Origin of the sequence: Rhizobium croatiense, assembly GCF_019793465.1 — a bacterium.
In the GTDB taxonomy this organism is placed as follows: Bacteria; Pseudomonadota; Alphaproteobacteria; order Rhizobiales; family Rhizobiaceae; genus Rhizobium; species Rhizobium croatiense.
The window spans coordinates 1-11,595 of the sequence record NZ_JAILYJ010000038.1 but is presented as its reverse complement, the minus strand read 5'-3'; the positions used below and the strand labels follow the sequence as shown (position 1 = coordinate 11,595).

Sequence of the window (11,595 nt, the reverse complement as noted above, 5' to 3'; positions counted from 1 at the left end):
ACCGGCTCCAACGCTGCGCATGATGAAAGCTTCGCGTTTCCGCCGGTTGCTCACACCGCGCCATTTGGCGTATCCAAAACTGCCGAGGCTCTAATCGTCGCCGGATGAAAGTTCAGTGGCAGGTCAACACTTGCGAACAACGCGATACGATCCGGCAACAAAGCAGCCGCCCAGCAAGCCCAGGTGATTTCTCGTCTCGCGGAAGGACTCGCCCGGCTGCAGGCGGGTTTGGATGACCAAGCTCAGCAATTGACGGCTGGCCTTGTAAAATTAGAGCAATCGCTAAAGGTGTCACGCAGATCGCAACGGTCGAAATCCGGCTCACTCGCTGCTAACGGCGAACTACAAGACTACTACGTTGATATAACCGCCTCGAAGAAATTTGGCAAAGCCAATTGGCCGCGCGCCGCCGATTCAGGTCTTGTAGGACGCCGCATTGGGCGAGGACCGGTTAGGATGACTGGTTCCGACACACAATCGGCAAAGGCGGTTACCGCCGCATTCGCCAAACTTCTCTCGGCTCAGGCACAATTGCTGCAGATACGCAGTGAAGTGGAAGACCTCAAGAAGGTTCAGAGGTAGCGGCAATGGCTAGTTCCCGACTGTTTGGCTACGCCGTTGACGAAGAGGATGGCAAGCTGGTAATCGTGATTGACGGATTGCTTGCCGAAAGTTGCATCCGGCAAATTCGGGACAGCGCCCAGACGGGCCGCGGTGGTGAACTCTTGTCGCGATTGCTGCCGGTAAGTTCGGTTTACAAGCTTATGTCTGGACAAGAGGAACGCGCTGAAGAAACGCTCAGCCTTGAACAGTTGCTTGGACAAAACGTCGACCAGAGTTTCGCTTCCTTCGAACAACAGTTCGCCGACCTGAGGCAGACACTAGCCGAATTCGGCAGCCCGGAAAGTTCGAAATAAATCACGCAGCCGCAGGAGTCTCCGCGATGCTTCGGTTGTCACCAGAAGACTCTATTTTGCTGATCACCTGCCGGGCCTACCTACGACCCGAGGATGAAGAGCGTTTGGTCCGTCTCTGCAAGGAGCCTGTCAACTGGCCCTATGTGGTATGGCGCGCCGAGCATAATCGGACGGTGCCGCTGCTTGAGAATCACTTGCGCCGCCTCGATTTGTTGACACTATTGCCTACTGAGGCGGCGCATTACGTTCAGTGCTGGACTGTCATGTCAAAGGTCAGGTCCGCACTCGAATTTCGCAATCTGCCAGAAATCATGGATGCGCTGGATCGGGCCGGCATCGCCTGGTTCCTGGTGAAGGGACCAGATCTCGCGCTTCTCCACTATCCCGATCCACTCCTACGGCCGATGACCGATCTCGACATCATGGTCAAGCCCGCTGACGCGCAGCGCGTGCAGCGGCTCATGTTCGATCTCGGCTACCGGCACGGTATTTTCGACCCTTCAAATGGCAACTGGCATCCGGAACGAAAGGAACTCGATGACGAAACCTTCCGCGAAAGTTATTCCTTGCCGGTGTTTGTAAGGATAGAATCCGTTGAATCTCCGTTCCCTGGTCCCGCGGTGCCACGCCAGCTGCGCTACCGCCACGTAAAGGGATACATCGATTCCGCGAAGAAGCTGCACATGCCCATCTTCATTGATATGCATGTAAATCTCTCCGTCGGCATCGATGTCGAAGACATATGGTCAGGCGTGCGTCTTGCAAACGGTCTAGGCCGCATATTGCAGGTCCAATCCGCGACTGGCGCCGTCTGGTTCCTTTCGGCCAGGCTTTATCACGAGGCCTTCCTTTATAATTCGCTTCGACTATTGATGTTCGGCGATCTTCATGCGGTTCTACACAAAGAAATGGCGAATATTAGCTGGGCGGAGGTCGCTGCGATAGGTTACAAATACGAGATGAGGCCGGCGTTATATTTCGTCCTGACGCAGATGAAGCGCATCTGTGGGATAGACATACCGTCCGAGTTCCTAGAGCTCATTCGACCTGATCAAACCGAGGTACCACTTCAACATGATTGGGGCGACGTGTTGCCCAAACTGCTGTCTATTCCCACTGTTAACGATCTTGAGCTGGCGTAAATATGGCGCCCGAGTCACCATATCGTACAGATCCTGCGGCGAACGACCTTCGTATCGCAGCAACCGAAACCTCTGCAAAGTTTGCGTCAACAGTCCATCGGGCCCTCACGCGGTCAGGAATAACGATCCTAAACACGCAGGTGTTCAGCAATGGCCAGATGGCTGTCACTCCGCGCGACGGCGGGCTTGGCGGAAATGTGGTGGTCGTGCAAACATTTCCTGACAGCGTTCATGATCGTCTTTTCGAGTTGTTCCTAGCGCTTGGTGCCGTGCGGGCGCGGGGTCCCCGCACGATTACCGCTGTTCTTCCCTACCTCCCATATTCGCGTTCGGATCGCCCTGCCTTCGACGGCGGACCTGTACCGGTGCGAATCCTTGCGGGGATTATCGAAACTCTCGGTATAGATCGGCTGATAACTTTCGAACTCCATGTTCCTCAGCTGTGCGCCGCATTTGCCTGTCCTGTCGTCAATCTTCAGTTCGCTCCCGCCCTAGTTCGCCATCTCGGTTCTGCGGCCGTCGATGGCGACATGGTCGTTTCACCGGATTTCGGCGGAGCGAAGCGAGCTGAGCACTTGGCGGCCCTGCTCGGCTGCCCATTCGCTGTCATGCGCAAGCACCGCAGAGACGATGATGACTTTCGGGAGAGCGTCGAGATTCTGGGGGACGTTGCTGGCCGGACGATCATCCTGATTGACGACGAAATCAACAGTGGTCAGACGGCTTTTTCAGCCGCCGCACATCTCAAAGCGGCAGGCGCTCGCAAGATAACCCTTGCCGCAGCCCATGCCATATTCACGCCGTCGCTGAACGAAAACTGGGGACGGTCTCAGATCGACCGCATCGTTGTGACCGACAGCGTCGGACGTACCGACAATTTCCCCGACAGTGTCGAAGTAGTCTCGATCGGCAACGAAATTGCAGGCGCGCTGCAGGCACGCTGAGAAGCATTACCTGAAATCTAGCATCACGCGATTAACACGTGGATCGAGCGCCTGCTCGAATGCCTCTTGGGCGTTTGACGAGGGCCAAAGATTGACCTGCAGCACGTCGAAGCGTGCGGCGTGTTCAACGATGGTTCGGATGGCATTTCTCACGTCGTCCGCGCTTTGGGCTATGGTGCCGATCAGTTCAATTTCCCGGTAATGCAGAAAGTTAGGGCCTACCGATAACAAATCGGACGTCGGAATCGATTGGTAGAGTACAATCCTGGCACCGCGTGACGCCGCAGCTATGGCCCCCTGAATGCCTCTGACACCGAAGCGCGTGCAAAAGATGCAGTCGAAGCCCCAGCCATCCGTTAATTTCTCGACGAGTTTCGGATCAGACAGAGAATGAACTGACCCCGTTGCATGGGCGCCGGTCGACATCACAGGCCCATGCGTTGCCACGTCGTCATCGAAAAGGTAAACGTCGCATCCTTTGGTTGTCAGAAGTATCGAATGGAGAAGGCCCATCGTGCCTCCGCCGATGACGGCCACAGTGTCTCCAGCCTTTGCACGCGCCCTATTTATGCCGCGTGCCACGCAGGCGACAGGTTCAACTAACGCGGCACGCTCGGGAGCCAAAAAGGAAGGTACGGAAAAAACCTGATAGGCGGGTACGCCCACAAAATTGGCCAATCCCCCCGGCCCCTGCGGCACCCCTCCTCTCGCTTTAGGATTTAAATATGCACAGTGGTTGTCCAGTCCGAGGCGGCAGGCACGACATTGGCCGCATCTGCGCATTAAAAGCACCGCAACGCGGTCTCCTACGCGCAGGCCATCCGGTACATCGTCCGGCAGAGACACGATCGTGCCTGACAACTCGTGCCCGCCCCAATAGGGGTAAGTCGGCTTGGCGCCCCGATAAACGCGTTGCTCCGGTGTGCAGAGTCCACACAACTCTATCCGCACACCGACTTCGGACGATACGGCGAGTGGAACCGACAATGTCCATTCTTCAACCTTGCGGGGGCAAGTAATTACGAGTCCACGAACCTCCATACGAGACCTCTCGCTCCCCGACACACCGACTATCCTAATATGTACACTTACTTGCATCCAGAATCTAGCCAACAACCACAGGCGGCAGTCAGAAAGCTGATGAAATCACGTGCCTTGCTGGCGGGCTTGCTTATGTCCTGGGTCTTGACAAGCTTCTCGGAGATATCGTCGGCGCAAACGGCAAAGGACGTTTCAAGCGGCAGAAGTGTTCCCTTGCGCAAGGAGCGACGAAACTATTGAAGGTAGAGTGGAGCGCTTGGGCCGCGTCAATGCCACCAGCCTCAAACACGAGCCGCGGTTTACCAGCCCGTTCTTCGATGCCATCCTCATCTCTGCGAAGATGCCATGTCGCCTTCCCTCATCTGCCCGCGCGAACCCTCCTAAGAGCCTATCGCCACATCGTCCAAAGCTTCATCCTTCGTGGCGCACCGGTTCGAACCGAACAGACCAACAATCCGAGTCGCACCGAGAAGGATGACGGCAACTAGATCGGTAGTTGGGCGGCCGCAACATCAGAAAGGTCTCAGCGTTTGCTGGACGCGTGCCTGCGATGGCGGTGGTGGCAACGATCTTCTCTGGCTGCCCCAAGCGCGGGAGAGGCCATTCGACGCTAGCAAGAGTTCGCTCGAACCTGATATCCGTTACCGCAACGACTTCGCTGAGACCACCTCCCAGGCACCATTCTACGATGCCGGCGAACAAGGTCAGCGTTGCCTCGTGAACGGAACCATCTCCCCTCCCCTCCCCTCCACTCTTCGAGGTGTCGACGCAAAAGCGAGAACTCTAGACCATCAGGGGATTGGCGTTCAGGCGACCCTTCGGGAGCAGAGACGGAAATACGTCTACCAGCATGGTCGGTCCCATCGCAGACAAATCGCGTGCACATCCTGCAAGTGGTCCAGCCGCGGTGACATCCAGGATGGCAGTCGGGGCGAGAGCGTCAACCCCATCTGCCTCGCACTCGTCGACTACTTCTACATCCCAAGTGCGAGTGGAAAAGATCCTCGCACGTAGCCTATGATCGTCCTGAAGCAGCTACGCTTCGTAGTAAATTTTTGGTGTCGAGATCGCGAATACCTGCATGAATTTCTCCGCCGCCGTTAGGCGCCGGGAACTCTGCACGAATTGGAATCGGGCGTCCGTTGTCGAATGCTTACGGTTTTGTGCGAGTGAGTCGCGGCAAGGGGATCACCGACTTTGCCGAGGTCTTCTGCTTTTCGTCTAAATCGCCGGGGCACATTTGTAGGATTCACAATAAAACACACCATGACCAATCGGTACCGCGGTCTTGCTAAGCTGCAGGATATAAACGGAAAAATCCATTTACTCTACGTTCCGGGTTTATCCACGTTAGCCTTTCGTTAACCTAAAACCCCTTGCTCAAAATGCAGAATCGGCTCTAATAGCTAGTGGCGGAACTTTAGCGGTTTCGCGAAAAGTTCCGCCACTTGCAGGAAATGGATTTTGAGATGGCGAAAACCGCAGCAAAACCAGCGCCGGTCGTCGAAGGGTTGACCGCATTGATGGAGCGTCATGCTGACGCTCTCTCCAGCCAACTTCAAGCACATCATCTCAAGGTCTTCCCGCCGACGTCCGAAAAGGGCATTCGATCCTTTGCACCGTCAGAAGCCTCAAAATTGCTTGGCATCGGTGAGTCTTATCTTAGACAAACTGCTTCGGAAATGCCTGAACTGCACGTTAGTATGAGCCCTGGCGGTCGACGCACGTTCACGATCGAAGATATTCATTCAATCCGTAAGCACCTGGACCTGATTGGCCGCGGGAACCGGCGCTACCTGCCCCATCGTCGCACGGGGGAGCAGCTTCAAGTCGTCTCGGTGATGAATTTCAAAGGCGGCTCGGGCAAGACGACGACAGCCGCGCATCTGGCACAGTACCTGGCAATGCGTGGCTACCGGGTTCTCGCGATTGATCTTGATCCCCAAGCAAGCCTTTCCGCACTCTTCGGCAGTCAGCCAGAAACTGACGTTGGTCCGAACGAAACACTCTATGGCGCCATCCGGTATGATGACGAGCAGGTCCCAATCGAGCAGGTTGTCCGAGGAACGTACATCCCGGATCTTCATCTAATTCCTGGCAATCTTGAACTGATGGAGTTTGAGCACGATACCCCGCGCGCGCTTATGAACCGGAAGGAAGGTGACACGCTTTTTTACGGTCGGATCAGTCAGGTCATCGAAGACATCGCGGACAACTACGATGTCGTCGTTATCGATTGCCCTCCCCAACTTGGCTATCTCACGCTTTCAGCTCTGACCGCCGCAACCTCGATCCTCGTCACCGTCCATCCCCAGATGTTGGATGTAATGTCGATGAACCAGTTTCTGGCGATGACCTCGAATCTCCTTCGGGAAATCGAGAACGCAGGCGCCCAGTTCAAGTTCAATTGGATGCGCTACCTCGTCACTCGTTTTGAACCGAGCGATGGCCCGCAGAACCAGATGGTGGGCTATCTGCGTTCGATCTTTGGCGAAAATGTCCTCAATTTTCCGATGCTCAAGACGACCGCCGTTTCGGACGCTGGCCTGACGAATCAAACCCTCTTTGAGGTTGAGCGCGGACAGTTCACGCGCTCGACCTATGATCGGGCCTTAGAGGCGATGAACGCCGTCAACGACGAGATCGAAACTCTAATCAAAAAAGCATGGGGTAGAACCACATGAGTCGGAAGCACCTCCTTGACGTCACCACGGACGCGCCCGACAGCTCATCAGCTGCTGAACACAGAGCGGCAAAGACTCGCTCCATGCCGCTTCTCGGCGTGACCAGAAAAGAACGAGATCCAGCGACGAAGCTGACTGCAAACATCGGTAACGCGTTGCGCGAGCAAAATGATCGTCTTGGTCGTGCCGAGGAGATCGAGCGGCGTCTCGCCGAAGGTCAGGCCGTGGTTGAACTGAACGCGTCGTCAATCGAGCCGTCCTTCGTTCAGGATCGCATGCAAGGTGATATCGAAGGACTTCTTGCATCCATCCGCGAGCAAGGACAGCAGGTCCCAATCCTTGTGAGACCTCATCCCGTTAAACCCGCGCACTACCAAGTTGCCTTTGGACATCGCCGGCTGCGCGCCGTTTCGGAGCTAGGACTGCCGGTCAAGGCGGTTGTTCGAGACTTGACGGACGAGCAGTTGGTTGTCGCACAGGGTCAGGAAAACAATGAGCGCGAAGACCTCACCTTCATCGAAAAGGCACGTTTCGCACACAAGCTAAACAAGCAGTTTCCACGAGAAATCGTCATCGCGGCTATGTCAATCGATAAAAGCAACTTGTCGAAGATGCTCCTGCTTGTTGACGCCCTCCCCTCTGAATTGATCGATGCCATCGGCGCCGCTCCAGGCGTTGGACGCCCAAGTTGGCAGCAATTGGCAGAGCTGGTTGAGAAAGCATCGCCTCCGGCAGGCGCTGCGAAATATGCTGCCTCGGAGGAGGTGCAGGCGCTGCCGTCGTCGGAACGGTTCAAGGCAGTGATCGACCATCTGAAACCGCGTCGGACTGCGCGCGGGTTGCCAGACGTCCTGTCGACCCCCGATGGCGACAGGCTTGCGCAGGTCACGCAGAGCAAGAGCAAGCTAGAAATTACCATTGACAGGAAAGCCACGCCGGATTTCGCGGCTTTCGTACTCGAGCATTTGCCGGCGCTTTACCAGGAGCATCGCGCAAAGCATCAACGGAAACAGGGAGTGTAACCCGCAAAAGAAAAGAGCTCCCTCAACGTCGCCGTCGTGGAAGCCCTTCTGTCTCTGTAGCAAGAACAGAATCGCATTTCCTCGAATCCTCGTCAAGAGTCTTTGGCGCCGTTTTGGTGAGCGAATTTCCTTTGCCTGCTGAAAGGTGAGAGACAATGCAGTCGGGGAATGTAGCGACGCCGTTCGGGCGGCGGCCAATGACGCTTGCGCTCGTGCGGCGCCAGGCGGCAATGGAAATCAAGCATGGAAAAGCTGCCGATAAGTGGAAAGTGTTGAGAGACGCTTCCGCCGCGATGGAACTGCTCAAGATCCAGTCGAACAGTCTGGCTGTTCTTGACGCACTTTTGAGTTTTTATCCTGACAATGAGTTGCGTCAGGATGCACAATTGATTGTCTTCCCCTCGAATGCCCAACTGGCGCTTCGGGCGCATGCAATGGCGGGCGCAACGTTGCGGCGGCATATTGCCATTCTGGTGGAGTCGGGGTTGATCGCCCGTAAGGATAGCGCCAATGGCAAGCGCTTCGCCCGCAAGGGCGACGATGGCCAGATCGAGAATGCTTTTGGCTTCGACCTGTCGCCCCTCCTGGCGCGATCGGAAGAGTTGGCGATGTTGGCGCAAAGAGTGGCGGCCGAGAGAGCCTCGCTCAGGAAAGCCAAAGAGAGCCTTACAATTTGCCGGCGGGATGTTCGCAAACTTATTACTGCTGCAATGGTCGAGGGCGCCGACGGCGATTGGAAGACGACCGAGGACATCTACATTGCGCTCGCGAGCAGAATTCCGCGCGTTCCGACCCTTGAAGGGGTCACTAGCGTTCTCAATGAAATGGAGATGCTCCGTGAGGAAGTGCTTAATCGTTTGGAAAACCTCGAGAATGCTGAAAAAATTAGCACCAATGCTGCTCATATCGAGCAGCACATACAGAATTCAAAACCCGAATCCGTAAATGAATCTGAACCACGCTCCGAAAAGGAGCTGGGGGCAAAGGCGAGCTTGAGCCATCAGCCGAAGAATGAATCGCAAAGGGCGTTCCCCTTGGGATTGGTGCTCAAGGCGTGCCCGATGATCAGCGACTATGCACCGCGCGGCGTGGGGAGCTGGCGAGATCTGATGTCTGCCGCTGTGGTGGTTCGATCTATGCTGGGGGTAAGCCCTTCCGCCTACCAGGATGCCTGCGAGGCGCTAGGACCGGAGAATGCTGCGGTGGCAATTGCGTGCATCCTGGAAAGGGCTAACTTCATCAACTCTCCTGGAGGCTATCTGCGGGATCTAACGCGCCGAAGTGAGCGCGGTGAATTCTCGCTTGGCCCGATGATAATGGCGTTGTTGAAGGCCAACGGGCAAGGCGGTTTGAGGGCTGGGTAAGTGCGGCTGATCGTTATTCCTGCCGTTGAGGATTTCGGTTGTGGTCAGCTGACCACCAAGCTAACCCCTTGGAAAACACCAACTTTCAAAGGCGGCTTGTCGCAGGCATTGTGCCGGTTACCGTCTGGCTCCCGAGCCAAATGACGCCTCTTAGGGGAACAGTAGACCGTGATCTCAATACGAACGCGCCCAAGGTCGCGCACGAACAAGACCAGGAGCGAAGTCTTCGCACGAAATGGCAGCCGCCTTTCATCAATTCATTGGCACCGGCGCGGCAAATCGCAAGGCGGCCGGCTGTGCCGGCTAATCGCGAGTGGGCGATGGCGCCGCATGGATAGGACGCAATAGGAACAAGTACCTGCTGCCATCCGCAGCCCCGGAATCTACGGGGCTGATTCGCGGCGGCACTTCCACAACACTGGGAGAATTCATCAACCGCTATCTTGGGCGAGGTGACGCAATGAGCCACTCGACCCTATGGTCTTTTGACCAGGCAAGAATGGCATTCGAGGTGAGTTTGGTGCCGTTGTCGGAGAGATCATTGCGAGTTTCGAGCGAGGCGACGACCGGAGATCGAGGTGTCCGGGGATCGCCGCGAGGCATTCTCGCGTCGCGTCATCGACGATGTTGAGCACGCGAAACCCCCTTCCGTAAGCGAACTTGCAGGCACGCGCGCACCGATCCTGGCCAACGCGAAGGCTCTGCCCGCTGGTCGCTGGATTTTGTTCGTGACCAAAAGCAAATGATCCAGTGGAACATTTCTCCACCGAACGACTGAGGCATATACCTATCTCGCAAGGCCCAGCCATCGGCACAGTATTTGAGTCCGTTGAAGAAGGTGATGGGTCCAGACGGCTTGGAGGAGGCATAGCCGTTCCAGCCGCCGAGTTTGGCGATGATCCAAGCGGCCCAGGCGAGCGAAGCTTTGGGATGGGGATTGGATTGCAGCTTGGTCTTGCCCTTGAAGCGGCTTTCGAGGGCGGCGAGCGTGTTGATCTCGTGGGGACTGACTGCCAGGCTTGCCGGGTGAGGATCGCCGCCACTGCGGTCCTGCACGAGTTGGAGGACGATTGCCGCGGCCTTGGCGGCGATGGCGACGAGCTTTTCCAGCCGCGGCGCTAACTGCAATTGGCTGTCCTCGATCTTGAAGCCCTGCGTCTTCATCACCCGGAAGAACTGCTCGATCATCCAGCGCTGCTTGTACCAAGCGACGATCTGCCAGGCGTCAGTCGCACTGGAGAGCGCATGGGTGGTCAAGAGCAGCCAATGCAAGGGCTCGACACCGTCGGGTGCGTCCGGTTCGACGACCTCGACCCAACTGAGCCTAACCCCGTCGGGCAGCCCTTCTTCGCGCAGGTTTTGCGGTTGCCTGATCGTCGCCTGGCCGAAGCGCAGGCACAACGTTGCCTGCCGCGCCGGACGGTCGGCGCGCTCGCGCAGCTCGATCGTTTGGGTGTCGCAGAACCGAACTGTCTCTACGACATCACGCAGTTTAGAGCCGCCGATGAGTGCATGGTCATGCATGACGCGCGACAAAAGATCGAAGCGTTGGTCGGGCAGGTGCGCCCACATCATAAAGAAGTCGCCCTATTGCGCGACCTCGCCAATGAGCGATGGCGTTTCGGCGACCGGCGACCGGCGACCGGCGACCGGCGACCGGCGACCGGCGGCTTCGGCGGGGGGGGGAGCGACGTTGGGGTCGACCGCATCTACGGGCTCTATCGCGAAGAAGGACTTTCCGTTCGCAAGCAGAAAAGCCGGGGCGGCACGCTGTCGGCACGCGTGGCCCGATCCTGGTCGAAGCGAAGGCCAATGCCCGAAGCTCGCTGAATCTCGTTCACGACCAGTTCGCTTGCGGAAGGCGGTTTCGCGTGCTCAACTTCGTCGAAGACGTGACCCGCGAATGCCTGGCGGCGATCCCGTGCACCTCGATCTTGCGTCGTCGCGTCGCTCGCGAACTGTCGGTCCTCATCGAACGGCGCGGCAAATCGGGGATGATCGTCTCCGACAACGGCACGGAATTCACCTCGAATGCCATCCTTGCCAGGTCGAAGGATCATAGTGTCGAGTCGCACGGCATCACGCCGGGAAGCCGATGCAAAACGCTAATGTCGAGAGCTTCAACGGCCGGATGCGGGACGAGATGGTCAACCAAAGCCTGTTCCTCGGCTGCGATTATGCCCGAAGCGCCATTGCTGGGCCGACGATTACAACCACTTCCGGCCGCACTCATCGCTCGGACCAGACCCGGGCACGTGATGCAGATACCATTGCCGCAACCGGCTCCAACGCTGCGCGAGATGAAAGCTTCGCGTTTCCGCCACTTGGCGTACTCGGAGCGCGCAGGCTCTAGATGTGAGCTTTCGGGAGGTTGTCCATTCAAAGCGGATTTAGGAGACTGGAGCTATCACACCTCGAGTCGGAAGGATCGCCGCGAATGAACATTCATAAGAATGCCCGACTGACGCCGTTGCGCCGGGA

General features: G+C 57.0%; 9 protein-coding genes and 3 pseudogenes. 8 read left to right on the top strand and 4 right to left on the bottom strand.

The annotated features are described in order from the left end of the window. The first annotated feature begins 183 nt into the window (after window positions 1-183). From K6M89_RS30370 to prs, 4 genes are read left to right on the top strand one after another with little or no spacing between them, the layout of a single operon-like run. Window positions 184-582, top strand: a complete 399-nt coding sequence (locus tag K6M89_RS30370; RefSeq protein ID WP_313142802.1) for a hypothetical protein — start codon at window positions 184-186, stop codon at window positions 580-582. A gap of 5 nt (window positions 583-587) precedes the next feature. Continuing rightward, complete coding sequence (locus K6M89_RS30365) at window positions 588-917, top strand: hypothetical protein (protein ID WP_004672714.1); 330 nt, start codon at window positions 588-590, stop codon at window positions 915-917. Between the two features lie 26 nt (window positions 918-943). Next, window positions 944-2,059 carry a nucleotidyltransferase family protein gene (locus K6M89_RS30360; RefSeq protein WP_004672715.1) on the top strand — a complete coding sequence of 372 codons (1,116 nt, stop codon included), beginning with the start codon at window positions 944-946 and terminating at the stop codon, window positions 2,057-2,059. Between the two features lie 2 nt (window positions 2,060-2,061). After that, window positions 2,062-3,003, top strand: a complete 942-nt coding sequence (gene prs, locus K6M89_RS30355) for a ribose-phosphate diphosphokinase (RefSeq protein WP_011053499.1) — start codon at window positions 2,062-2,064, stop codon at window positions 3,001-3,003. A 6-nt stretch (window positions 3,004-3,009) separates the two neighbouring features. Here prs and K6M89_RS31575 read toward each other — a convergent pair whose 3' ends face one another. Together K6M89_RS31575 and K6M89_RS30345 are read right to left on the bottom strand one after the other, a co-directional pair. After that, on the bottom strand, window positions 3,010-4,044 hold the full coding sequence (locus tag K6M89_RS31575; protein WP_004672718.1) for a zinc-dependent alcohol dehydrogenase: 1,035 nt from the start codon (window positions 4,042-4,044) through the stop codon (window positions 3,010-3,012). Window positions 4,045-4,455: 411 nt separating this feature from the next. Beyond that, a pseudogene (locus tag K6M89_RS30345) lies at window positions 4,456-5,079 on the bottom strand (acyl-homoserine-lactone synthase). 434 nt (window positions 5,080-5,513) lie between these two features. Between K6M89_RS30345 and repA the strand changes: the two are divergent. The 3 genes from repA to repC all read left to right on the top strand — a co-directional run bounded on the left by repA (window position 5,514) and on the right by repC (window position 9,114). Then, window positions 5,514-6,728 carry a plasmid partitioning protein RepA gene (gene repA / locus K6M89_RS30340; protein ID WP_004672726.1) on the top strand — a complete coding sequence of 405 codons (1,215 nt, stop codon included), beginning with the start codon at window positions 5,514-5,516 and terminating at the stop codon, window positions 6,726-6,728. After that, window positions 6,725-7,750 carry a plasmid partitioning protein RepB gene (repB, locus tag K6M89_RS30335; RefSeq protein ID WP_004672729.1) on the top strand — a complete coding sequence of 342 codons (1,026 nt, stop codon included), beginning with the start codon at window positions 6,725-6,727 and terminating at the stop codon, window positions 7,748-7,750. Before repA ends, repB begins: the two co-directional genes overlap by 4 nt. Before the next feature lie 155 nt (window positions 7,751-7,905). Continuing rightward, entirely contained in the window at window positions 7,906-9,114 is a 1,209-nt protein-coding gene (gene repC / locus K6M89_RS30330; RefSeq protein WP_004672730.1) for a plasmid replication protein RepC, read from the top strand. A 450-nt stretch (window positions 9,115-9,564) separates the two neighbouring features. On the opposite strand, the pseudogene K6M89_RS30325 reads toward repC, so the two are convergent. Then, window positions 9,565-9,776, bottom strand: a pseudogene (locus K6M89_RS30325) (IS3 family transposase); the annotation flags it as partial. Next, on the bottom strand, window positions 9,730-10,686 hold the full coding sequence (locus K6M89_RS30320) for an IS4 family transposase (RefSeq protein ID WP_018247125.1): 957 nt from the start codon (window positions 10,684-10,686) through the stop codon (window positions 9,730-9,732). The pseudogene K6M89_RS30325 and the gene K6M89_RS30320, both read right to left, overlap by 47 nt. 18 nt (window positions 10,687-10,704) lie before the next feature. Between K6M89_RS30320 and K6M89_RS30315 the strand changes: the two are divergent. Further along, a pseudogene (locus K6M89_RS30315) lies at window positions 10,705-11,467 on the top strand (integrase core domain-containing protein); the annotation flags it as partial. Window positions 11,468-11,595 lie beyond the last annotated feature (128 nt).

Bases quoted from the DNA above. Each gene is read 5' to 3' on its own strand.
- K6M89_RS30365 (WP_004672714.1), top strand. From the start codon at position 588: ATGGCTAGTTCCCGACTGTTTGGCTACGCCGTTGACGAAGAGGATGGC.
- K6M89_RS30360 (WP_004672715.1), top strand. From the start codon at position 944: ATGCTTCGGTTGTCACCAGAAGACTCTATTTTGCTGATCACCTGCCGG.
- prs (WP_011053499.1), top strand. From the start codon at position 2,062: ATGGCGCCCGAGTCACCATATCGTACAGATCCTGCGGCGAACGACCTT.
- K6M89_RS31575 (WP_004672718.1), bottom strand. From the start codon at position 4,044: ATGGAGGTTCGTGGACTCGTAATTACTTGCCCCCGCAAGGTTGAAGAA.
- repA (WP_004672726.1), top strand. From the start codon at position 5,514: ATGGCGAAAACCGCAGCAAAACCAGCGCCGGTCGTCGAAGGGTTGACC.
- repB (WP_004672729.1), top strand. From the start codon at position 6,725: ATGAGTCGGAAGCACCTCCTTGACGTCACCACGGACGCGCCCGACAGC.
- repC (WP_004672730.1), top strand. From the start codon at position 7,906: ATGCAGTCGGGGAATGTAGCGACGCCGTTCGGGCGGCGGCCAATGACG.
- K6M89_RS30320 (WP_018247125.1), bottom strand. From the start codon at position 10,686: ATGTGGGCGCACCTGCCCGACCAACGCTTCGATCTTTTGTCGCGCGTC.